Here is a 24,363-nt window from a genome sequence, read left to right as displayed (position 1 = left end):
CCTCAGGGGCGTTGCAGGACCACCAGTGAGCGGGATTCGACCGTTTGGCAGCCGCCGCCGTCGACGGTCGTGCGGGTCTTGGGGTCGTGCATCGTGGTCTTGTCGTCGGCGGTGTCGACCACGACCGTCCAGGTCGTGCCCAGGCCCTCGGGGATGGTGAACTCCTCGGTTTCGTGCGAGGCGTTGAACAACAGCAGGAACGAGTCGTCGGTGATCTTCTGGCCGCGCGGGTCGGGCTCGGAGATCGCGTTGCCGTTGAGGAAGACCGCGACCGACTTGGCCGCTGCCGCCCACCAGTCGCCGTCGGACATCTCCTCGCCGGTGGGGGTGAACCAGGCGATGTCGGTGAGCTCGTCGTGGGTGCCCTGGACGGATCTGCCGTGGAAGAAGCGCCGGCGCCGGAACACCGGGTGCTCGGCCCGCAGCCGGGTCATCATCCGCATGAACTCCAGCTGGTCCGGCACCTCGCCGCCCTGTGGCCACCGCACCCAGGCGAGTTCGTTGTCCTGGCAGTAGACGTTGTTGTTGCCCCGCTGGGTGCGGCCGAACTCGTCGCCGTGCGCGATCATCGGCACGCCCTGGGACAGCAGCACGGTGGCGATGAAGTTGCGCTGCTGGCGGGCCCGCAGCGCGAGCACGTCCGGGTCGTCCGTCTCGCCCTCGACGCCGTGGTTCCAGGACCGGTTGTGGCTCTCGCCGTCCCGGTTGTCCTCGCGGTTGGCCGCGTTGTGCTTGTCGTTGTAGGACACCAGGTCGTGCAGGGTGAAGCCGTCGTGGCAGGTGACGAAGTTGATCGAGGCGATCGGCCGTCGGCCGTCGTCCTGGTACAGGTCCGAGGAGCCGGTCAGCCGCGAGCCGAACTCGGCCAGGGTGCGCTCCTCGCCGCGCCAGAAGTCGCGCACGGTGTCGCGGTACTTGCCGTTCCACTCGGTCCACAACGGCGGGAAGTTGCCCACCTGGTAGCCGCCCTCGCCGACGTCCCACGGCTCGGCGATCAGCTTGACCTGGGACACGATCGGGTCCTGCTGGACCAGGTCGAAGAACGAGGACAGCCGGTCCACCTCGTGGAACTGCCGGGCCAGGGTGGCCGCCAGATCGAAGCGGAAGCCGTCCACGTGCATGTCGGTGACCCAGTAGCGCAGCGAGTCCATGATCAGCTGGAGCACGTGCGGACTGCGCATCAGCAGGCTGTTGCCGGTGCCGGTGGTGTCCAGGTAGTAGCGCTTGTCGTCGGCGAGCCGGTAGTAGGACGCGTTGTCCAGGCCGCGGAAGGACAGCGTGGGCCCGAGGTGGTTGCCCTCGGCGGTGTGGTTGTAGACCACGTCGAGGATGACCTCGATGCCCGCCGCGTGCAGCGCCTTGACCATCGAGCGGAACTCCTGCACCTGCTGGCCGCGTTCGCCCGTGGACGAATAGGCCGCGTGCGGGGCGAAGAAGCCGATCGTGTTGTAGCCCCAGTAGTTGCGCATGCCCAGGTCGGAGAGCCGGTGGTCGTGGATGAACTGGTGCACCGGCATCAGCTCGATCGCGGTCACGCCCAGGCTCACCAGGTGCTCGATCACCGCCGGGTGCGCCATCCCCGCGTAGGTGCCGCGGATCTCCTCCGGCAGCCCCGGGTGGGTGCGGGTCAGCCCGCGCACGTGCGCCTCGTAGATCACCGTGTCGTGGTACTCCGTGCGCGGCGGCCGGTCGTCGCCCCAGTCGAAGTAGGGGTTGATCACCACCGAGGCCATCGTGTGCGGCCCGGAGTCGGTGGTGCTCATCAGGTCCGGGTGCTCGAACGAGTAGCCGTACATCGACTCGTGCCAGTGCACCTCGCCGCACATCGCCTTCGCGTACGGGTCGAGCAGCAGTTTGTTCGGATTGCACCGGGCGCCGGAGGCCGGGTCGAACGGCCCCTGGACGCGGTAGCCGTAGCGCCGGCCGGGCTGGATGCCCGGCAGGTAGGCATGCCGGACGAACGCGTCGGCTTCGCGAAGCTCGATGCGCTCCTCGGCGCCGCTCTCGTCGAGCAGGCACAACCAGATGCGTTCGGCGGCCTCCGAGAAGACCGCGAAGTTGGTGCCGGCGCCGTCGTACGTGGCGCCGAGCGGATACGGATGACCGGGCCAGACCTGCATGAGCAACCTGCTTTGTCGCGGATCGTGCTTCGGCAGCTTGCAGTCTCCCGTACCGAACCGGATTCATGTGCGAGATCCGCTCCGGCGTCCCCCGGTCGGGTGGATTTCCGGCCCGACCGTAGGGTGCAAACCGCCGATCCGATCGGTTTCGATCACATCGGTCAGATCCAGTCGAGCAGTTCCGCCGCGAGTCGTTCCTCCCGACACGGCCACGCGCCGCCGCACGAGCACGCCGCACCGCCGGTGCCCCCGGGCTCGGTGCGCCGGTGGTGCGCGAAGATGTCCGCGACCACGTCGCGGTACTTGGCGAAATCGTCCTCGGTGCCGGTGCGTCCCGCCGGGATCCTGCCGTTCATGGCCAACATGACGACCTCCTGGGTGCCCACGGTTCCTGGCGCATGAGACGGACCGTCGATCCGTCCCGGTTGCGCTCCGGAACAGGTGGAGGGAATACCCTCTGCCGTCCGGCAATTGTTCCGAGACGTCATCGTGCCGCTGGGCAGAAGTTGCCAGAGCGCGCCGAGTCCCCCCAATTGCCTTGCGCCATCCGGGTAATGCACGTGCGTCCATCACTCGAACGAGGTATCCGTGCCGCCCCGCGCGGCCTTCCCGAGGCCGTCGGGTTTCGCTATACGCTCGTTCGGTTCCGGCTCGACGACGAACGGATGGGACGCGATGGCCGATCGGGAGTCCAGCTCGCCACCCTCGACGCCCGAGGAACCTGCGGAGGGGACGAGTACGACCGGCCTCGGCGGTGGGACCGGCCCGGCACCGGGCGACGGCGGGGACACGTTCCCGGATCCGTACGCCGGCTACCCGGACGCCGAGTCCGCGGGCGGGTCGGCCGGGCTCACCGACACCGGCTCGTTCGCGTTCGACCCGGGCATGCTGCCCGGGCCCCGGCACGCGGCGACCGGGATGGGGACGGGAACGGGGATGGGGGCGGGAACGGCGGTCCTGGACGGTTCGAGCCCGCCCGACCCGATGCCCGGGATAGACCCCGCGACGCTCACCTGGACCGAGGACGACTGGGCCGGCGCGCTGCTGCGGGCCCGCCGGGCGGGCCGGGCGTACGTGTACCTGAACCTGATCGAACAGCGGCTGCGGGCGGTGATCGCCGCGGTGCTGGTCCCGGTCTACGGGCCCGGCGAGCACCCGCACGACGACGGCGCCTGGGTGCTCGCGGCGGCGGGCAACGTGCAGAACGAATGGGTCGAGCGCGCCGAGGCCGTGCGCGAGATGAGCCGCCGGCGCGGATACATCGTGGACCCGGCCGACGACGAACTGATCGCGTTCCTGACCCTGCCGCAGTTGCGCGAGCTGATGGTGCGCAACTGGTGGTGCTTCGAACCGTTCCTGCCGGACCGGCGCAAGCTGGAACGGGCCCTGGAAGAGGTCGAGATCGGCCGGCACATCGTGGCCCGCAACCGGGTGCTCTCGCCCGACGTGCTGGCCCAGGTCGAACGCGCGTGCCTGCGGGTGCTGGCGATGCTGGACGGCCCGCTCGCCGACCGGGGCGATCGACGGCTGGCCCTGGACGCGGTCGAGGAACTGTTCGCCGGGCGCTACGCGGACGTGGTGGGGGTCTTCCAGGACCGCTCGGCACTGCAACGGCGCCTGCCGTTCGCCGACCTGGTGGACGGTGCGCGCGGGATCGACGCCATGGGCGTCTCGCTCAACCTGCTGTGCCAGAACTACTCGGGGCGTGATCTGACCCGGCTGGCGGCGAGCGGCTGCGAGATGCGCCTGCTCTTCCTGAACCCGGCCGGGGACGCGATGAAGCAGCGGGAGAAGGACGAGGGGATCAAGAAGGGGCTGCTGTCCCGGATGACCACCCTCAACATCCTGCACCTGCGCCGGATCCGCTCGAAGCTGCGCGAGCCGCGCCGGATCGAGATCCGGCTGTACGACGAGGCACCGCGGTTCGTCGCGTATTTCGTGGACGGGGACGTGGGACTCGTCCAGCCCTACCTTCGCCGCGCGCGCGGGGTGGAGTCGCCCGCCTTCGTGCTTCGCGCCGACGCGACGGGGACCACCGGGCGCGGGCTCTATCCGTTGTTCCAGGAGGAGTTCGAACAGCAGTGGGCGGACAGCAAGCGCACGTCCTGAGCGGGGGCTGCGGTTGCGGCCCGGTCGACCCGGGTTCGAGTGTGCCCACCCGCACCGCCCGTGGCGGAGGAGCGGCGGTTGCGCTTCCCCGGCGCCCGGGGTGGCCTGCCGGGGTCCGGTGGTGGGGCGGTTCGGTGGGTCAGAACGCGTGCCAGCGGGCGTTCTCGTCGTCGGTGCGCAGGGTGCGGACCCGGTGGTGGAACTCCTCCTCCGCCGCCGGGTTGCCGGGTACGTGCTGGGCCACCCACGCGGTGGCGGCCAGTTCGCGGGTGTCCCGGAGCACCCGGTAGCCGGGCCAGTCGGTGACGTCGAAGCCGTACTTCTTCGCGAACCGCCGCTCCGCGCCGTCGGGCAGGCCGTAGCGCGCGGCCGCCATCGGGGTCAGCACCAGGTCGTACTCGCGCAGGTCGTGGGCGACCGTCTCCCAGTCCAACAGCAGCGCCCGGCCGCCGTGTACGCGGACGTTGCGCAGCAGCGCGTCGCCGTGGATCAGGCCCTGCGGCAGGGCCGGCGTGAGCTCGCGGCGGGCCGCCTCCAACGCGTCGCGGCGGTCCAGCAGATAGCGGCGGTCCTCCAACCCCACGGCGGCGTCGGCGGAATCCAGCCAGGTCTCCACCAGCGCGAGCGGCGCCCGGGCGGGCAGCGCGAACGGGGGCGTGGGCAGCGCGTGCAGCTTCTTGAGCAACCGGGCCAGGTCGGCGATGTCCGGCTCGCGTTCGGCCGGCGACAACAACTCCCAGAAGGTGGTCGGACGGCCGTCGATCAGCACCGGCTGCGGATCGATCCCGGCCGCGGGTCGCACCGCCGGGAAGTCCTGCTCGGCGAGCCAGCACGCGACCGCGATCTCACGGCGCGCCCGCTCGGCCATGTGTGCCCCGCGCGCCACCCGGACGGCCAGGCCCGGACCCGGGAGGGCGAACACCGCGTTCTCGCCGAAGGCGAGCAACACCGCGTCCGCGGAGGGTACTCCGACCTTCGCGCACGCGCGTACGAGCACCGAACGTTCGCCGGCCACCGAGTCGATCACGCCGGTGATGGTACCGGTCCCGGGTCAGGCGGAGAGCCAGGATCGGGACGGCAGCGCCGCGTCGTAGCGGTCGAGCACCAGCCGGGCGATCTCCTCGGTGTCCGCGACCGGCTCGGTGACCGGCTCGGCTCCGGCGGCCAGGGCCTGTTCGAGGATCCGGTCCGGCAGGATGCCCGGGGCCAGCATGCAGGACGCGACGGCGATGCGTTCGGCGCCCAGCGTGCGCAGGTCCTCGATCGCGGCGCCGATCGTGGAGCCCTGGTGGACGGAGGCGAACGCGGGGACCACGGCGCACCAACCGGTACGCCGCCACTCCCGCGCGACGATGGTGGTCACCGCGTTCGCCTCCGGATCTGTGGAACCGGCGGTGGCCAGGACGACGCCGTAACGGCCGTCTCCGGGCCGCACGCCGGCCTCGCGCATGCGCCGGTCCAAGGCCGCCAGCAGCAGCGGGGAAGGAGCCAGCGTGGCCGCCTGACGCACGGTCAGCCGGCGATGGCGCAGCACGTTCGGCACGTCCTGCTTGGCGTGGAACGCCGGGGTGAACAGCAGCGGTACCGCGACCACGGTCTCGGCGCCGGCGTCGGCCAGCGCGTCCAGCCGGTCGGGTACGCGCGGGCCGCAGTGGTCCAGGTAGCCGATGTCCACCCGCAGCCCCGGCCGCAGCGCGCGTACGCGTGCGGCCAGGGCGGCCATCGCCGCGGCGTGCCGAGGATCGCGGCTGCCGTGGGCGACGGCCAGGAGCGGGGGAACGGGAGTCATGGCGTGGGCTACTTGCTTGCGGCCAGGCCGCGCTGGCGCAGCACGAGGCGTTCGACGGGGGTGAAGACCAGCATCTCGATGCCGATACCCACGATCAGGATCATGAAGACCGCGGTCAACATCATCGGCATGTCGCCCAGATCGCGGCCCTGGTCCATCAACTGGCCCAGTCCCGAGCCCAGTTCCGGACCGGCGGCGATCAGTTCGGCGGCCATCAGCGAGCGCCAGGAGAACGCCCAGCCCTGCTTGAGGCCGGCCACGTAGCCGGGCAGCGACGCGGGCAGCATGACGTGCCACACGCTGTTGAGGCCGCGGGCGCCGAGCACCCGGCCGGCCCGCAGGTACAGCGGCGGGATCTGGTCGATCCCGGCCACCAGGCCGTTCGCGATCGAGGGCACCGCGCCGAGCAGCACGACCGCGTAGATCGCGCTGTTGTTCAGGCCGAACCAGATCACCGCCGGCGGTACCCACGCCACCGAGGGCAGCGACTGCAGGCCGGAGAGGATCGGGCCGATCGCGGCCCGGATCCAGCTCACCCGGGCCACGATCAGGCCCAGCGGCGTGCCGATCGCGACCGCGATCAAAAAGCCCAGGATGCCGCGGGAGAGGCTGGTCCACAGGATGTCGAAGACGGTGCCCTTGCGCCACTGCACCAGGAACGCGTCCCACACGTCCTGCGGGCTGGGCAGCGCGTAGCGGGGCTTGATCTCCATCCAGTAGGCGATCTGCCACGCGGCCAGCACCAGCAGGATCGCGATGACCGGCGGGAGCACCTTCTCCAGCAGCACGCCGGAGAACGGCTTGCGCTCCTTCTCGTAGCTCTCCAGCGCGTCCAGGCCGGCCTCGAGCCCGGCCAGGTCCTCCTCCGCGTGCTTGCCCGCGGTGTCGGTCCCGATCTCGGGGTCGGTCTCGGTCAGATCAGGCGCGGCCATGGCGGCGGATCTCCCCTCGCAACTGGTCGGTGATCTCGACGGACAACTCGGATACGCCGGTGGACTCGATCCGGCGTGGCTGCGGGATGTCGATGTTCCACTCCCGGGCGATCCGGCCCGGGCGCGAGGACATCAGCACCACCCGCTGGGCGAGCCGGACCGCCTCGCGCACGTTGTGCGTCACGAACACCACGGAGCGGCCGGTCTCCGCCCAGATCCGGGTCAGTTCGTCGTGCAGCACGTCGCGGGTGATCGCGTCCAGTGCGGCGAACGGCTCGTCCATCAGCAGCAGGTCGCCGGCCTGGGCCAGCGCGCGGGCCAGTGCCACCCGCTGGCGCATGCCGCCGGACAGTTCGTGTACGCGCTTGTTGTACGCACCGCCGAGCCGGACCAGCTCCAGCAGCCCGTCCGCCTCGGCCCGGCGCCGATCGCGCGGCACACCGCGCAGTTTCAGGGCCAGTTCGATGTTCTTGCCCGCGGTCAGCCAGGGGAACAGCGCGTGGTCCTGGAACATCAGCGCGGGGCGGTCGCCGGAGACCTCGATGGTGCCCGAGGTGGGCCGGTCCAGGTCGGCGATCAGGTTGAGCAGGGTGGACTTCCCGCAGCCCGACGCGCCCAGGAGGCAGACGAACTCGCCCGGGGCGACGGTCAGGTCGATGCCGTCCAGGACGGGCGTGCCGCCGCCTCGGCCGAAGACCTTGGTGACCTGGTCAAGGCGGACCGCGAAGCCGGTCTCGACGGGGGTCGTGGCCGTGGGCGTGGCCTCGCTGATGGTCTGGGTCATGTCCGGATCACCTCTCTCGGTGGGCGCGTCGGGCGGGAAGTGCTCATCCGGGCGCGATCACCCGGATCGAAGCGGCGCGAACGCTACTTCTTCGGGCCCAGACCCCCGTCGCTCACCGCGGGCTTCCCGGCGGCGGCGAGGACCTTGTTCAGGATGGTCAGGTCGTAGATGCCGTGGATGTCGAGCTTCTTGGTCACGCCGACCGCGACGCCGTCGTCGGAGAGCTTTTGCAGCGAGGCGGCGAGCGGGTCGTTGGTGATGGCGATGTTGGGCCAGGCCGCGTCGAGCACGTTCTGTGCGAGCGGCTTGCCGGCGAATTCGGTGATCTTGCTGTTGACCGCCGCCTTGGCCTTGTCCTGGTTGTTCGCGGCCCAGTCGTTCGCGGCGACCTGACCCTTGAGCAGCGCCTCGACGGTGTCCGGGTGGTCCTTGAGGAACTTGGTGGTCACGATCAGGTCGGTGGTGACGAACTTGCCCTCCGGCCACAGCGTGCGCTCGTCCACGAGCACCTTGGCGCCCGCCTCCAGGACGAGTCGGGTGGCCCACGGCTCGGGCAGCCAGGCGCCGTCCAGGTCGCCCTTCTGGAACGCGGCCAGGGTCTGCGCGTTGTCCGTCGGGACGACGCTCACGTCGCCCTTGCCGGAGGTGTCCACGCTGTAGCCGGCCTTGGTCAGCCAGGCCCGCAGTGCCACGTCCTGGGTGCCGCCGAGTTGCGGCGAGGCGATCTTCTTGCCCTTGAGGTCGGCCGGCAGGTTGATGCCCGGCTTGACCACCAGGGACGCGCCGCCGGAGGTGGCGCCCGCCACGATCCGGAGCAACTCGCCGTTGGTGCTGGTGAAGCCGGAGATGGACGGGTTCGGGCCGATGTAGGTCGCGTCGATCGAGCCGCCCTTGAGCGCCTCGATCGCGGCCGGTCCGGCGTTGAACACCTGCGGCTTGATCTCGGTGCTCCCCAGCTCCTTCGCGAAGAAGCCCTCGTTCAGACCGATCAGCGGTGTCGCGTGGGTGACGTTGGCGAAGAAGCCGAGGCGGATCTGCGAGGCCGAGGTGCCCGCCTTGGCGCCGCCGGCGGTCGCCGGACCCGCACCCGCGGCGGGTGCCTTGTTCTTGTCGTCCTTCTTGTCCGAGCCGTAGCCGCACGCGGACATCGCGAGCAGCGGCAGGAGGAGGGCGGCGGCGAAGCCGGTACGTATCGATCTGCGGCGGTTTGTCCTGAAAACGGACATGCGGGGACCTTCCCTCGGGCCCGCGCGTTGTGCGCGGGCCGGGACGACGTGTGTGGTGGACGGCGGCGGACGATGTCACAGGTGTTGCCGACGGAGCGTCAAAAGCGGGTGGTCAGACCCGCGATCGCGTCAGCTGTGACATCGACCCGGCGCGGAGAACGCGGCGCCGGCCATGCCGGCGGTGAGCGTCGAACCGTCGGCCTCGTCGATCAACAGGAAGGAACCGGTCCGCCGACCGAGGGCGTAATCGTCGAGCGCGAGCGGCTGGGCGGTGCGCAGCACGACCCGGGCGATGTCGTTGGCGCGCAGTTCGGTCAGGTGCTGCTCGTGGCCCAGCACGCCGTCGATCGGAGCGTTCAGATCCAGGCGGTAGGCGATGTCCTTGACGATGGCCTTGACCGTGCGGGTGGTGTGCTTGAGCAGGACCCGGTCGCCGGTGCGCAACGGGCGGTCGGCCACGTGGCACACGGTGGCCTCGACGTCCTGGGTGGGCTGCGGCGCCGAATCGATCGGAGCGATCAGGTCGCCGCGCGAGATGTCCACGTCGTCGGCCAACCGCAGGGTGACCGACTCGCCCTGCCGGGCCTGGCGCACCGCGACGCCGAGCCGGTCGATGCCCGCGACCGAGGTGCGCTGCCCGGACGGCAGCACCACGATCTCGTCGCCCTCGCGGAACACCCCGGAGGCGACCTGGCCGGCGTAGCCCCGGTAGTCGCGGTACTCGTCGTCCGACTGCGGACGCAGCACGTACTGCACCGGGAAGCGCGCGGGCTCCAGCGTCGGGTCGGTCTCCACCGGGACCGTCTCCAGGTACTCCAGCAGCGTCGGCCCGGAGAACCAGTCCATGTGCGAGCTGGGGTCCACCACGTTGTCGCCGCGCAGCGCCGAGACCGGGATCGAGCGCACGTCCGGCACACCCAGCGCCTCGGCGTACTCGGCGAACGTGTTGGCGACCTCGGCGAAGCGCTCCTCGCTGTAGCCGACCAGGTCCATTTTGTTCACCGCGAGCACCACGTGCGGCACCCGCAGCAGCGCCGCGACGGCCGCATGCCGGCGGGTCTGCTCGACCACGCCGTTGCGCGCGTCCACCAGCACCACGGCCAGCTCCGCGGTGGAGGCACCGGTGACCATGTTGCGGGTGTACTGCACGTGGCCCGGGGTGTCGGCAAGGATGAACCGGCGCCTGGCGGTGGCGAAGTAGCGGTACGCGACGTCGATGGTGATGCCCTGCTCGCGCTCGGCCCGCAGGCCGTCGGTGAGCAGCGCGAGGTCGGCCTCCTCCTGGCCGCGCTCGTTGCTGACCCGGGTGACCGCCTCCAGCTGGTCGGTCAGCACCGACTTGGAGTCGTGCAGGAGCCGGCCCACCAGGGTGGACTTGCCGTCGTCGACGGAACCGGCGGTGGCCAGCCGGAGCAGACCCACGCGCTCGTCCGCGGACGACAGGGCGTCCGGGGAAATCTCGGAAGTCCCACTCATGGCTAGAAGTACCCCTCGCGCTTGCGGTCCTCCATCGCGGCCTCGGACATCTTGTCGTCCGCGCGCGTGGCACCTCGTTCGGTCAGCCTGCTCACTGCGATCTCGGCGATCACGTCCGCCACCGTCGTGGCGGGGGAGTCGACGGCGCCGGTGCAACTCATGTCGCCGACCGTGCGGTAGCGCACCACGCGGCGCACGACCTCCTCGTCGCCCCTCGGCCCGCCCCACTCGCCGGGCGAGAGCCACATCCCGTTGCGCTCGAAGACGTCCCGCTCGTGCGAGAAGTAGATCTGCGGCAGCGCGATCGCCTCCCGCTCGATGTACTGCCACACGTCCAGCTCGGTCCAGTTCGAGATCGGGAACACCCGCACGTGCTCGCCCACGCGGTGCCGGCCGTTGTACAGCTGCCACAGCTCGGGCCGCTGCCGGCGCGGGTCCCAGGCGCCGAACTCGTCGCGCAGCGAGAACACCCGCTCCTTGGCGCGGGCCTTCTCCTCGTCGCGCCGGCCGCCGCCGAACACCGCGTCGAAGCGGTTCGACTCGATCGATTCGAGCAGCGGGACGGTCTGCAACGGGTTGCGGGTGCCGTCCGGGCGCTCGCGCAGCCGGCCGTTGTCGATGAAGTCCTGCACGCTGGCCACGTGCAGCCGCAGGTTGTGCTCGGCCACCACCCGGTCGCGGTATTCGATGACCTCCGGGAAGTTGTGCCCGGTATCGACGTGCAGTAGGGCGAACGGCACCGGCGCGGGCCAGAACGCCTTGCGCGCCAGATGCAGCATCACGATCGAGTCCTTGCCGCCGGAGAACAGGATCACCGGCTTCTCGAACTCGCCCGCCACCTCGCGGAAGATGTGCACGGACTCGGCTTCCAACGCGTCCAGGTGGGTCAGGGCTCCGGGTGCGGTGCCCTTGTCGATCGTCGTGGTCACGCCAACCCCTCCTTCGTCTTCGTCGAGCACGGTGCCGTGATGCGTATCGGGCCGGTCATGTGTGGATCCCGCACTCGGTCTTGCCGTTGCCGGCCCACCGGCCGGCGCGGGCGTCCTCGCCGGGGGCCACCCGGCGGGTGCAGGGCGCACAGCCGATCGAGGCGTAGCCGTCCATCAGCAGCGGGTTGGTCAGCACCCCGTGCTCGGCCACGTAGGCGTCCACGTCGTCCTGCGTCCAGCGGGCGATCGGGGCGACCTTGACCTTCTGCCGGCGCGCGTCCCAGGACACGACCGGGGTGTTCGCCCGACTCGGCGAGTCGTCCCGGCGCAGCCCGGTGGCCCACGCCCGGTAGTTCGTCAGCGACCGCTCCAGCGGCGCCACCTTGCGCATCGCGCAACACGCGTCGGGGTCGCGATCGTGCAGCGCCGCGCCGTACTTCGCGTCCTGCTCGACGACGGTCAGCTCCGGGTGCACCGTGATCACGTTGACGTCGTAGACCGCCGCGACCGCGTCACGGGTGCCGATGGTCTCGGGGAAGTGGTAGCCGGTGTCCAGGAAGACCACGTCCACACCGGGCGCCACCCGCGAGGCGAGGTGTGCCACCACGGCGTCCTCCATCGAGGACGTCACGCACCACGCCGGGCCGAACCGCTCGTGCGTCCAGGCCAGGATCTCCGACGCGGTCGCGTCCTCGAGTTCGAGGCCGGCGCGGTTCGCGAGTGCCTCGAGGTCGGTGGTCTCGGTGACGGTCATCGGCCCTCCTCCTGCGTGATCGACTCGTCGTGCTCCGGTTCGGTTCGGGTGGTGCCGTGGCCCTGCGGGCCGTGCTTCTCGGTGCCGTGCTTCTCCGTGCCGTGCTTTTCCGGGAAGACAAGCCCCAGGAACTTCAGCGCGAACGCCCGCCGGCAGGCCGAGCACAGCCAGGTGCCGTGTCCCTCCTCGTGCGGACGAAGGTCCTCGTCGCCGCAGAAGGGGCAGTAGAACGGAACGGCCCGCTGACCCGGCTCGGCGCCGCCGGCGGCGCTCACGACAGGTCCGCGTCGGCCGCGCGCACGGCCCACTGGGCGAAGCGCTCACCCTCGGTGCGCTGCTCCTCGAAGCGGCGCAGCACGCGCTCGATGTAGTCGGCCAGGCCCGCCGAGGTCACCTTGAGGCCGCGGATCTTGCGCCCGAAGCCGGGGTCCAGGCCCAGCCCGCCGCCCAGGTGCACCTGGTAGCCCTCGACCTGCTCGCCGTCGTCGTCCAGCACCAGCTGACCCTTGAGGCCGATGTCGGCGACCTGGATCCGGGCGCAGGCGTTCGGGCAACCGTTGATGTTGATCGTGATCGGCTGGTCGAACTGCGGCAGCCGCTGCTCGAGTTCGTCGATCAGCCGGATCCCGCGGCCCTTGGTCTCCACGATCGCCAGCTTGCAGAACTCGATGCCGGTGCAGGCCATCGTGCCGCGCCGGAACGGGCTCGGGTCCACCCGCAGGCCGAGGGCCTCCAGGCCCTCCTTGAGCGAGGCGACCTTGTCCTCGGCGACGTCCAGGATGAGCATCTTCTGCTCGACCGTGGTGCGCACCCGGTCCGAGCCGTGCCGCTCGGCCAGGTCGGCGATCTTGCCGAGCGTGGCGCCGTCGACCCGACCCACACGCGGCGCGAAGCCGACGTAGAAGCCGCCGCCCTTTTGCGGACGCACGCCCACGTGGTCGCGCCACACCTGCGCGGGCGCTTCGGGGGCGGGGCCGTCGACCAGCTTGCGTTGCAGGTACTCGTTCTCCAGCACCTCGCGGAAGCGCTCCGGCCCCCAGTCGGCGACCAGGAACTTCAAGCGCGCACGGTTGCGCAACCGGCGGTAGCCGTAGTCGCGGAAGATCGAGATGACCCCTTCCCAGACCTGCGGCACCTCCTCCAGCGGGACCCAGGTGCCCAGGCGGACCGCGAGCTTGGGGTTGGTGGACAACCCGCCGCCGACCCACACGTCGAAGCCGGGACCGAACTCGGGGTGCACGACACCGACGAAGGAGACGTCGTTGATCTCGTGCGCGACGTCCAGCAGCGGCGATCCGGAGATCGCGGTCTTGAACTTGCGCGGCAGGTTCGAGTATTCGGGCTTGCCGATGTAGAGCCGGTTGATCTCGTCGATCGCCCAGGTGCCGTCGATGATCTCTTCCTCGGCGACGCCGGCCACCGGCGAGCCGAGCACCACGCGCGGGGTGTCACCGCAGGCCTCGGTCGTGGACAGGCCGACGCCCTCCAGGATCCGCCAGATCTCCGGCACGTCCTCGATCCGGATCCAGTGGAACTGCACGTTCTGCCGGTCGGTGACGTCCGCGGTGCCGCGGGCGAAACGCTCGGAGACCTCGGCGATGGCCCGCAACTGGGCCAGGTTCAGCCGGCCGCCGTCCACCCGCACGCGCAGCATGAAGTATTCGTCGTCGAGCTCGTGCGGCTCCAGCACACCGGTCTTGCCGCCGTCGATCCCGGGCTTGCGCTGGGTGTACAGGCCCCACCAACGCATCCGGCCGCGCAGGTCGTTGGGGTCGATCGAGGAGAAGCCGCGATGGGCGTAGACGTTCTCGATGCGCGCGCGCACATTGAGACCGTCGTCGTCCTTCTTGAACTGCTCGTTCCCGTTGAGCGGCTCGTGATGGCCGAGGGCCCACTGACCCTCGCCGCGATGGCGAGCGGTCTTGCGGGCGCGGGGACCGCTGCCGGCGGTGTCGGTAGTGGCGGCCATGGGGAGCGTCCTCCGGGCGGATCGGTGGGGGACGCACGGGGGAGCATCCGGCCGCACCCTCGCCGGACCGGCCGTGAGAGTCGTGGTGCCGGTGCGACCGCGCGCCCGGCAGACAGGTGCAACGGGCGGGTCGTCAGACCGGCGAACAGACGGCGCTGGACATGCGTCCGAGGTCGACGTGGAGTCGACCTACGAGAGCAATACCGGCGCGTGACATGTCGCAAAGATTGACATGGTGCCGGAAAGCAGTCCATCACTGTCCGGGATACGAACGCTCATCTCACATGTCGAACACGCGTGCCCACATTATGAGATGAGCCGATCTTCCACACCGACCGCGGCATGGATCGTCGCCGCGGTTGGTTACGGTACGGGAGGCCGGATTCCGTTACCCCGGACGGTACGCGGCCCACGCACCACAGTGGACGAGGAGCTGATGGGTATGCCAGGCGAGGTTCTGGGCGCGCCCCGGCGCAGAACGCGCTCCGTATGCACGGTCGAATCCGCCGCCGGACCCACCTCCGAGCGGCCGGAGCCGCGTCGCGAGGAGGCGGTCGAGACGCTGCGCTACGCCCTCAACGGTTTCCTCTCCGCGATCCGCGCCGATCGCGCCGAGCAGGCCGGTCCGGTCGACGCCGGAGCCGACGGTACCCGGTACCGGCTGCTCGCGGCGCTCGCCGACGAACTCGACCTGGACAACGAGCGGCTGGCCCGAGTGCTCGGCCTGTCCGGATCGGCCGTGCGCGACCTGTTGGACGTGCACGGGCGCGAAGGGCTGGTCGAGGCGGCGCGCGCCGGGCGCGGACGAGGCGGCTCGGTGGTGCGCCTGACCCCGGCCGGGCGGCGTGAGCTGTACCGGCTCGACGCGCTGTTCCGGGAGACGTGGGAGAGCGCTTTCGCCGACCTGCCGGCCGAGGAGCTGCGGACCGCGGCCCGGGTGCTCAGCAGGCTCTCCGGGGTGCTGGTGCCCAGCCGCTGACCGGCGCGGACGGTCGAAGGAGGCGACCCGGGGAGAACCCTGCCGGAAGGCGGTATTCACCCGGACGGCGACTTGGCGAATGTCGGGCCCCCGGCCGGATACCTTAAAGGGGTGGCAGCGGACTACCAACAACGACCTCGCCTGCGAGGGGCCGGTCGCATCCGGTTGCGGAGCGCACTGTGGCGGATACTCCGCGAGACGGTGATCTCCTGCTTCAACCACCGGGTGACCGGCCTGGCCGCCGAGGCCGGGTTCTTCATGCTGCTCTCGCTGCCCCCGCTGCTGCTCGGGCTCGCCGGCACCGTCGGCTACCTGCACGGCATGCTCGGCGGCAGCACCGTCAACGACCTCAAGGCGGACATCGTCAAGGCCGCCGGGTCGGTGCTCTCCAGCAAGAGCACCGAGCAGGTGGTCGTGCCCCTGGTCAACGACGTGTTCGACTCCGGACGCGCGGACATCATCTCGGCCGGCTTCCTGATCGCGCTGTGGTCCGGCTCGCGCGCGCTCAACGTCTACGTCGACACCATCACGATCATGTACGGCCTCTCCGGCAAGCGCGGCATCGTGCGCACCCGGCTGCTGTCCTTCACCCTCTATGTGGTCGGCCTGCTGCTCGGGATGTTCCTGATCCCGCTCCTGGTGGCCGGCCCCGAGTTGGTGGTCAAGGCGTTCCCGCACTTCGAGGGGACCGTGCACATCCTGTACTGGCCGGTCCTGGTGGTGCTGTCGGTGTGCTTCCTGACCTCGCTCTACCACGTGTCGGTGCCGGTGCGGACGCCGTGGCGCGAGGACATACCGGGCGCGCTGGTGGCCCTGCTCCTGTGCATCGTCGGCAGCTTCCTGCTGCGCGTCTACCTCGCCACCACCATCGACGGCCCCACCGTCTACGGCTCGCTGGCGGCTCCGGTCGCGGTCATGGTCTGGATGTACTTCGCGGCCATGGCCGTGCTCATCGGCGCGGCCGTCAACGCCGCCATCGACCAGGTCTGGCCCAGCCAGGAGACCGCGCAGGCGCGCGCCGAGCGGGACAAGGAGAAGGCCGCCGAGGAGATCGCCGCGGCCATGGAGCACCTGCGCTCGGGCCGCCACCGCGGCAACCCCGGCGACTGGACGCCGGTTTCGGACGACCACGACGAGATGGAGGACACCGTCATCCACGGCGAACTCCCCGACATCGCCGAGCCGCCGTCCGAGTTCCCCGAGCGCTGGGCGATCCACGCGCGCGATGCCAAGCGCAACGACCCGGGCACCATCAACGGCCGTGCCAACGGCGCCCGCCGGGCCGCCGACCTGCCCCGGATGCCGTCCCGGCCGCCGCGCCCGCCGGGTCCGCCGCCCACCAACGGTCAGCCGCCGAGTCTGCACATGCCGGCCGGACAGGAGTTGCCCGGCCTGCCGTTGGACGACACCGCGTGGCCGCCGCGGCCGAGTCGGCCGGCGGTCGGCGAGCAGGAACACGCTCGACGCGACCGCCCGTGATGGCCTAGGCTGCACGCGTGGCCCTTGGGCCCGCACAGTGCCCGAGAGCGCGGCCCGAAGCCGCACGGAACAGGTGGGAGGTGGAATGTCGTGAACACGACCTCGATGACGGTCGCCCGGACGGGCTGGACCTCATTCCACTTCTCCGCCTCTCGGATTCGCACCGCGTAGCCGCGCCACGTCGTTCGTCGTGACGGCACGCAGGTCGGCGGATCCGCCCCTCGAAGGGCCACCGGCTTGTCTTCCCGGCAGCATCACGCTTCCCGCAACACCACTTCTTCCGACACCGCTTTCGTGCCGACCTCCGACGTGCTCGCCGCCTACGGCTGGGACGCGGACCGGGACACCGAATTCGCCCCCTACCGCACGCACGGCCTCGTACCCGGACGGATCGCCCGGGTGGACCGTTCGTTGTGCGAGGTGGTCACCGCCGACGGCACCGTGCGGGCCGCGCACGGCGACGGCGAACTGCCGTGCACCGGCGACTGGGCCGCACTGGAGTTTCCCGACGACGGCCGCGAGGCCTTCGTCGCGGCCCTGTTGGACCGCCGGACCGCGCTGGTGCGCTCGCAGGCCTCCGGGCGCTCGGCGGGCCAGGTCCTCGCGGTCAACGTCGATCTGATCGGCGCCGTCGTCCCGTTGGACGCCGCGCCCGACCTCGGCCGCCTGGAGCGGCTGCTCACGCTCGCCTGGGAGAGCGGCGGCACGCCGCTGGTCGTGCTCACCAAGGCCGACCTCGCGGCGGACGCCGACGACCTGCGCGCGGACGTCGAAGCCGTGGCCATGGGCGTGGACGTCGTGGTCGCCAGTGCACTCACCGGCGAGGGTCTGGACGTACTCCAGGCGTACACCGCCGGCCGGACCGTCGCCTTGATCGGCACCTCCGGCGCGGGCAAGTCCACGCTCACCAACGCGCTCGCCGGCGCCGAGGTGACCTCGGTCCAGGAGGTGCGCGGCGACGGCAAGGGCCGACACACCACCACGTGGCGCGAGTTGGTGCCGTTGCCGAACGGCGGCGTGCTCGTGGACACCCCCGGCATGCGCGGGGTCGGCATGTACGACGTCGGCGAGGGCCTGGACCGCACCTTCGCGGACATCGACGCCCTGATCCCGGACTGCCGCTTCGCCGACTGCACGCACGAGAGCGAGCCCGGCTGCGCGGTGCTCGCCGCGATCGAGGCGGGCGAGCTTCCGCGACGTCGCCTGGACAGCTATCGCAAACTGCTGCGCGAGGCACGCTGGATCGCCTCGCGCGAGGACCACCGCATCCGGGCCGAACGGGCCCGGGAGTGGAAGCTGATCCACAAGGAGATGCGCCGCTCGCCGTCACCCAAGAAGTGAGGACCGGTCGGGGGTGGGCCGAGCCCACCCCCGACCGCGCCTTCCCCGGCGGGTCAGCGCTGCTCGGGTCGCCGTGCGGGCGGCACCGGGTCGAAGCCGCCGTTGCCGGGCCGGCAGCGGATCAGTCGTCGAGCGGTCAGATAGGTACCCCGGACCGCGCCGTGCCGATGCAGGGCCTTCTTGCCGTAGGTCGAACAGGACGGCGTGAAGTTGCAGCACGGTGGCCTCAGCGGGCTGATCTCGGTGCGGTAGCGCTCGACGGCGGCGCCGAGCCGGCGGGCGGGCGGGCCACCGCGCGGGCGGAGCAGGCCGGTCAGCGCGATCCACATCAGGCGCAGCGAGAACATGCCGATCAGGCACGCGTCGCAGCCGCAGTCGCCGCCCCCTCCGCTGCCGTGACCGCCACCACCACCGCTGTCGCGGTCGCCTCGGTCCTTGTTGCCGCCGCGGCCACAGCAGCCCCCACCGCCCCCGCCCCCGCCGCCGTCGCCCCCGCGACCGCCGCCCGAGCCACCACCCGATCCGCCGCCCGACGGCGGGCCGCCCAGTTCGCCGATGCCCTCCACCAGATCCTCGCGGCGCTCGCTGCGCCGTCGACGCGCCTCTTCCTCCTCCAGTCGGCGACGCCGTTCCTCGGGCGTCTCACCGGGCCGACCCGCGCCTTCCCCGAACAGGGGGTGCGGTTCCGGTGGTGGTTGGGTCATGGTGGCGCTCCCCGTGTTCCGGATCTATGTTCGGGGCAATCTACCGGGACCCGTCCGGCGTCGTTCGGGTCCGCCGACTCGCATCAGGAGGCGCCCGTATGGCCAAGGCACCCGCGTTCGACCCGATGGACCCGCTCGGTATCGACGATCTGCTCGACCCCGAGGACAAGGCGATCCGGGACACCGTGCGCCGGTTCTGCGCCGACCGGGTCGCGCCGTACGTGGCCGAGTGGTTCGAGCGCGGGGCCCTGCCCGACGTGCGCGAACTGGCCCGCGGGCTGGGCGGGATCGGCGTGCTCGGGATGACCCTGGACGGTTACGGCTGCGCCGGGACCAGTGCCGTGCAGTACGGCCTGGCCTGCCTGGAACTGGAGGCGTGCGACTCGGGGTTGCGCTCGCTGGTGTCGGTACAGGGCTCGCTGGCGATGTTCGCGATCCACCGCTTCGGCAGCGAGGAGCAGCGGAGCACCTGGCTGCCTCGGCTGGCCGCGGGCGAGGCGCTGGGCTGCTACGGCCTGACCGAGCCCGATCACGGCTCGGACCCGGCGTCGATGCGTACGCACGCCAAGCGCGACGGTGACGACTGGGTGCTCAACGGTCGCAAGATGTGGATCACCAACGGTTCGGTGGCGGATGTCGCGGTGATCTGGGCGCAAACCGAGGAGGGCGTGCGCGGCTTCGTGGTACCCACCGACACCGCCGGGTTCGCCGCCCGCGACATCAAGCACAAGATGTCCCTGCGCGCGTCGATCACCAGCGAGTTGACGCTGGACGAGGTGCGGCTGCCGGCCGATGCGGTGTTGCCCGACGTGGTGGGCATGCGCGGTCCGCTGACGTGTCTGGGCGAGGCCCGGTACGGCATCGTGTGGGGCTCGATCGGCGCGGCTCGCTCGTGCTTCGAGTCCGCGCTGGACTACGCCCGCACGCGCGAGCAGTTCGGCCGGCCGATCGGCGGATTCCAGCTGACCCAGGCCAAGCTGGCGGACATGGCGGTGGAGATCGGCAAGGCGCACCTGCTCGCGCTGCACCTGGGTCGGCGCAAGGACGCGGGTGCGGTGCGGCCGGAGCAGATCAGCTTCGGCAAGCTCAACAACGTCCGCGAGGCGATCGCGATCGCCCGCGAGGCGCGCACGATCCTGGGCGCCAACGGGATCTCGCTGGAGTACCCGGTGATCCGACACATGAACAACCTGGAGTCGGTGCTGACCTACGAGGGCACCTCCGAGATGCACACCCTGGTCATCGGCAAGGCGCTCACCGGGCTGGACGCCTTCCACTGACCTTCCCCGCCGCCTCCCCGCCGCTTCTTCCCCGGTGTCCGTCGCGGCTTTGCCTGCCGTTTGCCCGCGTCCGGTCCGGGCAGACGTCAGCCCAGCCGGATGCCATACGGCACGGCCGCGAAAGGCGCTCCGGGAAGCATTGGGGATACGACATGTCAGGGTCAGCTTCCATGGCCGAATCGGGTCGGGCGGCCAAGGCCGCGGGGCGGCAGGCCGCGGACAGCAAGGTGATGGTCGGCCTTGCCCGTGCGGGCCTTGCCGCGCGCGGGCTGCTGTACATCATCGTCGGTGCCATCGCGGTGCAGATCGCCTTCGGCGACAAGAACCAGGAGGCCGACCGCGGCGGTGCCGTCGAGGAGATCGGCAACAAGCCGTTCGGCGAGGCGATGTTGTGGGTGCTGGTCGTCGCACTGATCGGGATGTGTCTGTGGCGGCTGGTCGAGGCCGCGTTCGGGCAGGCCGCGCCGGACGGCGACAAGGTGGGCAAACGGCTGATGTCGCTGGGCCGGGCGATCTTCTACGGCTTCGTGGTCGCCTCGCTGATCCGTACGCTCACCGCGAGCGACTCCGGCGGCGGGAAGGGCCAGGACCAGGGCGGCAGCAGCAACAAGACCTCGAAGGACCTCACCGCCAAGGCATTGGACTGGCCCGGCGGCCGGTACCTGGTCGGCCTGGCCGGGCTGGTGCTGATCGGGTTCGGGATCGGGATGGCCGTGCGATACGCGCTGCGCAAGTTCCGGGAGAAGCTGAACACGGGGGAGATGAGCCCGCTCCAGCGCCGGGTGGTGGACCTGCTCGGGATGATCGGCGGCGTCAGCCGAGGCGTGGTGTTCGCCGCGGCCGGGGTGTTCGTGCTGGTGGCGGCGGTGAAGTTCGACCCGAAGCGGGCCAAGGGCGTCGACGAGACGCTGCGCTCGTTCGCCGACACGCCGATGGGGCCCGCACTGCTCGTGGTGATCGCGCTGGGCCTGGTGGTGTTCGGGCTGTATTCGTTCTGCGAGGCGCGTTGGCGGCGGGTGCGCTGAGGCCGGGACGGGCTATCCCCGGGCGTCTGCGCGCAGGGTGACCCGGATGCTCTTGCCCGTGCCGCCGGGCAGCACGTCGATGCGGCCGCCGAGTTCGGCCACCGTGAGCTTGACGATCATCAGCCCCCGGCCGTCCTCGGCCTCGGGGCCGGTCTCCAGGAGCGCGTGCGGGCGGAACGGGTGGTCGTCGGCGACCTCCAGACGGATCTCGGAGCCGCTGTGCGAGGCGGTGATCCGGATCCGCTCGGTGCGGATCGCGGCGTGTCGGACCGCGTTGGAGGTCAACTCGGTGGCGACCAGGAGCAGGGTCTCCTCGATCTCCTCGGCCACCCCCCAGGCGCGTAACAGGTCGCGCAGGCGGTGTCGGACCTCGGGTACGCCCGCGACCGTGGGCGCGATGGTCCAGCGGACGAACACGGGGCCGGGCCGATGGTCGGGATCGGTGTCGTGCCGGGGGTCCGTCGAGGTACGCCGGTCGTGTCGAGCGCGGGCACGGGCCCGCCCGACGGCGGTCACGGATGACTCGACGAGTGGTACGCGGTCGGGACGGTCATCGGCTGGGGCGGGTGTGCTGCACGTGCGGGGGAGGGCATCCCGGTGTCCTTCGCTTCGTTCGCTGCGTTTCGCGGGTGGTCTTGCCGGCGTTGGCAGTGTGCGATGGCGAATCGTGCTTGTGGCACGGTTTTCCGGGTGTGATCCGTAATGCTTCGGTAAGCGACACTTCATCTCGACTTTGGGTCCGGTTCGGACCCTGTTCGGACTCGGGATCAGTCCCCGGTCGAGCGTCGCAGTCGTTTGATCTCACCGCGATGGTGCTTGTTGCGCAGCCGGCGCTCGCGCATCCCGCGTGAGGGCTTGGTCGGCCGCCGCGGCGGCGGGGGCGGGGCGGTGGCCTCGACCAGGATGTCGACCAGTCGGCGCACCGCGCTCTGCCGGTTCATCAGTTGGGAGCGCTGTTCGGACGAGGCGACGGTGAGCACGCCGTCCACCAGACGTCCTTCCAGTCGGCGCAGGGCGCGCTCCTTGAGCACGTCGGGCAGCATCGTGCTGGCGCCCAGGTCGAAGGACACCTCGGCGCGGCTGTCCGTGGTGTTCACCGACTGCCCGCCCGGTCCGGAGGAGCGCGAGAACCGCCACGACAGCTCGGCGGCGGGTATCACCACGCCGCGAATGTCGAGATCTGTCGTCATACGCACATGATCCCGCGTCCAACCCGCTCGGGTCGACCCGGTTTTCGAGGGCTCTGCCGGATGCTTTCCCGGCTCCGGATGGAGAGGATCGGGTCATGAGTGCCGACATGAACGCCGACGCGACGAAGACATACGGTTCCTGGCCCTCGCCGATCACGGCCGAGCGCTTGGTGGAAGGGGCCGCGAATACCGGCGACATCCGAGCCGACGGCCGGGACGTGTGGTGGTCGGAGGGCCGACCGTCCGAGGGCGGGCGCGTCCAGCTGGTGCGACTACGGCCGGGCGGGTCTCCCGAGGACGTGCTCCCGGAGGGCTTCTCGGCTCGCACCCGTGTGCACGAGTACGGCGGTGCCGCCTGGACGGTTCGCGCGGGAGTGCTGGTCTTCGCGAACTGGACCGACCAGCGGCTGTACCGGCTCGCGCCGGGCGACGCGGCGCCGGTGCCGATCACCGCGGAGCCGGAGACCGAGGCGGGCCTGCGCTACGCCGACTGCACGATCGTGCCGGCCGGGCAGTGGGGGCCGGGGGAGTGGCTGGTCGCGGTGCGCGAGAGCCACGAGCCGGCCGCGGTCAAGGCGCACGGCGAGGCGGTCAACGAGATCGTCGCGCTGCCGCTGGACGGCCTCGGCGGCGAACGGGTCCTGGTCACCGGCCCGGACTTCGTGTCCTCGCCGCGCCCGGCCGCGGACGGCTCGGCGCTGGCCTGGACCCAGTGGTCGCATCCGGACATGCCGTGGGACGCCGCCGAATTGATGGTGGCGGCGATCGAGGCGGGGCCGCGGCCGACCGGCGCGCAGGCGGTCGCCGGCGGTGGGCGCGAGTCGGTGGTCCAGCCCGAGTGGGGACCCGACGGCGCGCTGTGGTTCGCGTCGGACCGCACCGGCTGGTGGAACCTGTACCGGGTCGGTGCGGGAGGTCAGGTCGAGGCGGTGGCGCCGGTCGAGGCGGAGATCGGGGGCCCGCAGTGGGTCTTCGGCGAGCGCTTCTACGCCTTCCTCGACGACGGCCGGATCGCCTGCTCGGTCAACTCCGGCGGCTTCGCCCACCTGGGCATCGTCGATCCGACCCGGCCCGAGGAGTCGCCCACCCGGGTGGAGACCGGGCTGACCTGGTTGTCCGACCTGGCCGCGGTGCCCGGCGGCGTGCTGCTCGTCGGCGGCGGCCCGGACGACGAGGACGCGCCGCGCCGGGTCCGGCTCGCGCCCGGCACGGCGACCGCGTTGCAGATCGAACGACTGCGTCCGGCCCGGGACTTCGGCTTCGACGCGGAGTGGTTCAGCGCACCGCGGCCGATCGAGTTCGAGTCCGCGGCCGGCCGCACCGCGCACGCCCTGCTGTACCTGCCGAAGAACCCGGACGTCCGGGCGCCCGAGGGCGCGCTGCCGCCGCTGATCGTGTCCATCCACGGCGGCCCGACCGCGCAGGCACCCGCGGTGCTCAACCTGCGGATCCAGTACTGGACCAGCCGGGGCTTCGCGGTGGCGGACGTGAACTACGGCGGCAGCACCGGCTACGGCCGCGAATACCGCAACCTGCTGTACGACGCGTGGGGCATCGTCGACGTCGAGGACTGCACGGCGGTGGCCCGGCACCTGGCCGACACCGGCGTCGTGGACGGCGCCAAGCTGGCGATCCGCGGCGGCTCGGCGGGCGGCTACACCACGCTGGCCGCACTGGTGGCGGGCGACGACTTCACCGCCGGCGCGAGCCACTTCGGCGTCGCCGACATCGCCGCGCTGGCCCGGCACACGCACAAGTTCGAATCGCGCTACCTGGATCGCCTGGTCGGCCCCTACCCCGAGGCCGAGGCGGTGTACCGGGCGCGCTCGCCGATCAACCACACCGAGCACCTGTCCAGTCCGCTCGCGGTCTTCCAGGGACTGGAGGACGAGGTGGTCCCGCCGGCCCAGGCCGAGCTGATCGTGGCCGCTCTGAAGGAGAAGCAACTCCCCTACGTCTACCTGGCGTTCGAGGGTGAGCAGCACGGCTTCCGACGGTCGGAGAACATCATCCGCGCCCTGGAAGCCGAACTGTGGTTCTACGGCAAGGTCTTCGGCTTCGACCCGGCGGACGAGATCGAGGCGCCACCGGGCGGCGGTTTCTGAGTCGACTGCGGCGCGGATCCGCGAACAGCCCCGCCCGGCCGAGGGATCCCGGCCGGGCGGGGCTGTTTCGTCGTGCTCGCGCCGGGTCGCGACCCGGACTGCGACGCGAGCGCGTCGATGCGGTGGCGGCGCCGATCGCTCGGTGTTTGTCGGCCTATCCGTCGATCCCATC

General features: G+C 71.1%; 23 protein-coding genes. 7 read left to right on the top strand and 16 right to left on the bottom strand.

The window, feature by feature from the left end:
* Positions 1–2: 2 nt before the first annotated feature.
* Positions 3–2,120 (bottom strand): glycogen debranching protein GlgX, encoded by a 2,118-nt coding sequence (gene glgX, locus ACIBM5_RS22190; RefSeq protein WP_396008421.1) that lies wholly within the window; start codon positions 2,118–2,120, stop codon positions 3–5.
* 161 nt (positions 2,121–2,281) lie between these two features.
* Positions 2,282–2,485 carry a hypothetical protein gene (locus ACIBM5_RS22185; RefSeq protein WP_396008420.1) on the bottom strand — a complete coding sequence of 68 codons (204 nt, stop codon included), beginning with the start codon at positions 2,483–2,485 and terminating at the stop codon, positions 2,282–2,284.
* 619 nt (positions 2,486–3,104) lie between these two features.
* Here ACIBM5_RS22185 and ACIBM5_RS22180 point away from each other — a divergent pair.
* Entirely contained in the window at positions 3,105–4,229 is a 1,125-nt protein-coding gene (locus ACIBM5_RS22180) for an SAV2148 family HEPN domain-containing protein (protein WP_396008545.1), read from the top strand.
* Positions 4,230–4,368: 139 nt separating this feature from the next.
* On the opposite strand, the gene ACIBM5_RS22175 is transcribed toward ACIBM5_RS22180, so the two are convergent.
* The 11 genes from ACIBM5_RS22175 to ACIBM5_RS22125 all read right to left on the bottom strand — a co-directional run bounded on the left by ACIBM5_RS22175 (position 4,369) and on the right by ACIBM5_RS22125 (position 14,305).
* Entirely contained in the window at positions 4,369–5,256 is an 888-nt protein-coding gene (locus ACIBM5_RS22175) for a phosphotransferase enzyme family protein (protein WP_391584773.1), read from the bottom strand.
* A gap of 24 nt (positions 5,257–5,280) precedes the next feature.
* On the bottom strand, positions 5,281–6,018 hold the full coding sequence (locus ACIBM5_RS22170) for a sirohydrochlorin chelatase (RefSeq protein ID WP_396008419.1): 738 nt from the start codon (positions 6,016–6,018) through the stop codon (positions 5,281–5,283).
* Positions 6,019–6,026: 8 nt separating this feature from the next.
* Positions 6,027–6,950 carry an ABC transporter permease gene (locus ACIBM5_RS22165; RefSeq protein ID WP_396008418.1) on the bottom strand — a complete coding sequence of 308 codons (924 nt, stop codon included), beginning with the start codon at positions 6,948–6,950 and terminating at the stop codon, positions 6,027–6,029.
* Positions 6,937–7,734: an ABC transporter ATP-binding protein gene (locus ACIBM5_RS22160; protein ID WP_396008417.1), complete on the bottom strand. Its 798-nt coding sequence runs from the start codon at positions 7,732–7,734 to the stop codon at positions 6,937–6,939. Before ACIBM5_RS22160 ends, ACIBM5_RS22165 begins: the two co-directional genes overlap by 14 nt.
* Before the next feature lie 83 nt (positions 7,735–7,817).
* On the bottom strand, positions 7,818–8,960 hold the full coding sequence (locus tag ACIBM5_RS22155) for an ABC transporter substrate-binding protein (RefSeq protein ID WP_391584777.1): 1,143 nt from the start codon (positions 8,958–8,960) through the stop codon (positions 7,818–7,820).
* A gap of 129 nt (positions 8,961–9,089) precedes the next feature.
* A complete protein-coding gene (locus tag ACIBM5_RS22150) occupies positions 9,090–10,436 on the bottom strand; it encodes a sulfate adenylyltransferase subunit 1 (RefSeq protein ID WP_391584778.1) in 1,347 nt (448 codons plus the stop codon).
* A gap of 2 nt (positions 10,437–10,438) precedes the next feature.
* On the bottom strand, positions 10,439–11,365 hold the full coding sequence (gene cysD, locus ACIBM5_RS22145; RefSeq protein WP_391584779.1) for a sulfate adenylyltransferase subunit CysD: 927 nt from the start codon (positions 11,363–11,365) through the stop codon (positions 10,439–10,441).
* A 55-nt stretch (positions 11,366–11,420) separates the two neighbouring features.
* Positions 11,421–12,119 carry a phosphoadenylyl-sulfate reductase gene (locus tag ACIBM5_RS22140; protein WP_391584780.1) on the bottom strand — a complete coding sequence of 233 codons (699 nt, stop codon included), beginning with the start codon at positions 12,117–12,119 and terminating at the stop codon, positions 11,421–11,423.
* Positions 12,116–12,394, bottom strand: coding sequence for a hypothetical protein (locus ACIBM5_RS22135; protein WP_396008416.1), 279 nt, complete (start codon positions 12,392–12,394; stop codon positions 12,116–12,118). The genes ACIBM5_RS22140 and ACIBM5_RS22135 overlap by 4 nt, the downstream gene beginning before the upstream one ends.
* A complete protein-coding gene (locus ACIBM5_RS22130; protein WP_391584781.1) occupies positions 12,391–14,088 on the bottom strand; it encodes a nitrite/sulfite reductase in 1,698 nt (565 codons plus the stop codon). The genes ACIBM5_RS22135 and ACIBM5_RS22130 overlap by 4 nt, the downstream gene beginning before the upstream one ends.
* A gap of 133 nt (positions 14,089–14,221) precedes the next feature.
* A complete protein-coding gene (locus tag ACIBM5_RS22125) occupies positions 14,222–14,305 on the bottom strand; it encodes a putative leader peptide (RefSeq protein ID WP_355541009.1) in 84 nt (27 codons plus the stop codon).
* 225 nt (positions 14,306–14,530) lie between these two features.
* Between ACIBM5_RS22125 and ACIBM5_RS22120 the strand changes: the two genes are divergently transcribed.
* The 3 genes from ACIBM5_RS22120 (at position 14,531) to rsgA (ending at position 17,887) form a co-directional block, all read left to right on the top strand.
* Positions 14,531–15,067: a MarR family winged helix-turn-helix transcriptional regulator gene (locus tag ACIBM5_RS22120; RefSeq protein ID WP_396008415.1), complete on the top strand. Its 537-nt coding sequence runs from the start codon at positions 14,531–14,533 to the stop codon at positions 15,065–15,067.
* Between the two features lie 111 nt (positions 15,068–15,178).
* Entirely contained in the window at positions 15,179–16,546 is a 1,368-nt protein-coding gene (locus ACIBM5_RS22115) for a YihY/virulence factor BrkB family protein (RefSeq protein WP_391584783.1), read from the top strand.
* A gap of 294 nt (positions 16,547–16,840) precedes the next feature.
* Positions 16,841–17,887 carry a ribosome small subunit-dependent GTPase A gene (gene rsgA, locus ACIBM5_RS22110; protein WP_396008414.1) on the top strand — a complete coding sequence of 349 codons (1,047 nt, stop codon included), beginning with the start codon at positions 16,841–16,843 and terminating at the stop codon, positions 17,885–17,887.
* A 53-nt stretch (positions 17,888–17,940) separates the two neighbouring features.
* Here rsgA and yidD read toward each other — a convergent pair whose 3' ends face one another.
* A complete protein-coding gene (yidD, locus tag ACIBM5_RS22105; protein WP_396008413.1) occupies positions 17,941–18,591 on the bottom strand; it encodes a membrane protein insertion efficiency factor YidD in 651 nt (216 codons plus the stop codon).
* 98 nt (positions 18,592–18,689) lie between these two features.
* On the opposite strand from yidD, the gene ACIBM5_RS22100 reads away from it, so the two are divergent.
* Entirely contained in the window at positions 18,690–19,871 is a 1,182-nt protein-coding gene (locus tag ACIBM5_RS22100; protein ID WP_396008412.1) for an acyl-CoA dehydrogenase family protein, read from the top strand.
* A gap of 152 nt (positions 19,872–20,023) precedes the next feature.
* The gene (locus tag ACIBM5_RS22095; RefSeq protein ID WP_396008411.1) at positions 20,024–20,896 is read left to right on the top strand and encodes a DUF1206 domain-containing protein; all 873 of its coding nucleotides are present in this window, start codon (positions 20,024–20,026) and stop codon (positions 20,894–20,896) included.
* Positions 20,897–20,908: 12 nt separating this feature from the next.
* Here ACIBM5_RS22095 and ACIBM5_RS22090 read toward each other — a convergent pair whose 3' ends face one another.
* Together ACIBM5_RS22090 and arfB are read right to left on the bottom strand one after the other, a co-directional pair.
* A complete protein-coding gene (locus ACIBM5_RS22090; RefSeq protein WP_391584788.1) occupies positions 20,909–21,412 on the bottom strand; it encodes an ATP-binding protein in 504 nt (167 codons plus the stop codon).
* 251 nt (positions 21,413–21,663) lie between these two features.
* Positions 21,664–22,086 (bottom strand): alternative ribosome rescue aminoacyl-tRNA hydrolase ArfB, encoded by a 423-nt coding sequence (gene arfB, locus ACIBM5_RS22085; protein WP_391584789.1) that lies wholly within the window; start codon positions 22,084–22,086, stop codon positions 21,664–21,666.
* A 95-nt stretch (positions 22,087–22,181) separates the two neighbouring features.
* Here arfB and ACIBM5_RS22080 point away from each other — a divergent pair, with 95 nt between their 5' ends.
* The gene (locus ACIBM5_RS22080; RefSeq protein ID WP_396008410.1) at positions 22,182–24,191 is read left to right on the top strand and encodes a S9 family peptidase; all 2,010 of its coding nucleotides are present in this window, start codon (positions 22,182–22,184) and stop codon (positions 24,189–24,191) included.
* Positions 24,192–24,363 lie beyond the last annotated feature (172 nt).

Source organism: Embleya sp. NPDC050493, assembly GCF_044458105.1.
Taxonomy (GTDB): Bacteria; Actinomycetota; Actinomycetes; order Streptomycetales; family Streptomycetaceae; genus Embleya.
This window is presented reverse-complemented; position numbering and strand designations above follow the sequence as displayed.

Bases quoted from the DNA above. Each gene is read 5' to 3' on its own strand.
- glgX (WP_396008421.1), bottom strand. From the start codon at position 2,120: ATGCAGGTCTGGCCCGGTCATCCGTATCCGCTCGGCGCCACGTACGAC.
- ACIBM5_RS22185 (WP_396008420.1), bottom strand. From the start codon at position 2,485: ATGTTGGCCATGAACGGCAGGATCCCGGCGGGACGCACCGGCACCGAG.
- ACIBM5_RS22180 (WP_396008545.1), top strand. From the start codon at position 3,105: ATGCCCGGGATAGACCCCGCGACGCTCACCTGGACCGAGGACGACTGG.
- ACIBM5_RS22170 (WP_396008419.1), bottom strand. From the start codon at position 6,018: ATGACTCCCGTTCCCCCGCTCCTGGCCGTCGCCCACGGCAGCCGCGAT.
- ACIBM5_RS22165 (WP_396008418.1), bottom strand. From the start codon at position 6,950: ATGGCCGCGCCTGATCTGACCGAGACCGACCCCGAGATCGGGACCGAC.
- ACIBM5_RS22160 (WP_396008417.1), bottom strand. From the start codon at position 7,734: ATGACCCAGACCATCAGCGAGGCCACGCCCACGGCCACGACCCCCGTC.
- ACIBM5_RS22155 (WP_391584777.1), bottom strand. From the start codon at position 8,960: ATGTCCGTTTTCAGGACAAACCGCCGCAGATCGATACGTACCGGCTTC.
- ACIBM5_RS22150 (WP_391584778.1), bottom strand. From the start codon at position 10,436: ATGAGTGGGACTTCCGAGATTTCCCCGGACGCCCTGTCGTCCGCGGAC.
- ACIBM5_RS22140 (WP_391584780.1), bottom strand. From the start codon at position 12,119: ATGACCGTCACCGAGACCACCGACCTCGAGGCACTCGCGAACCGCGCC.
- ACIBM5_RS22130 (WP_391584781.1), bottom strand. From the start codon at position 14,088: ATGGCCGCCACTACCGACACCGCCGGCAGCGGTCCCCGCGCCCGCAAG.
- ACIBM5_RS22125 (WP_355541009.1), bottom strand. From the start codon at position 14,305: ATGTCACGCGCCGGTATTGCTCTCGTAGGTCGACTCCACGTCGACCTC.
- ACIBM5_RS22120 (WP_396008415.1), top strand. From the start codon at position 14,531: ATGCCAGGCGAGGTTCTGGGCGCGCCCCGGCGCAGAACGCGCTCCGTA.
- yidD (WP_396008413.1), bottom strand. From the start codon at position 18,591: ATGACCCAACCACCACCGGAACCGCACCCCCTGTTCGGGGAAGGCGCG.
- ACIBM5_RS22100 (WP_396008412.1), top strand. From the start codon at position 18,690: ATGGCCAAGGCACCCGCGTTCGACCCGATGGACCCGCTCGGTATCGAC.
- ACIBM5_RS22095 (WP_396008411.1), top strand. From the start codon at position 20,024: ATGTCAGGGTCAGCTTCCATGGCCGAATCGGGTCGGGCGGCCAAGGCC.
- arfB (WP_391584789.1), bottom strand. From the start codon at position 22,086: ATGACGACAGATCTCGACATTCGCGGCGTGGTGATACCCGCCGCCGAG.
- ACIBM5_RS22080 (WP_396008410.1), top strand. From the start codon at position 22,182: ATGAGTGCCGACATGAACGCCGACGCGACGAAGACATACGGTTCCTGG.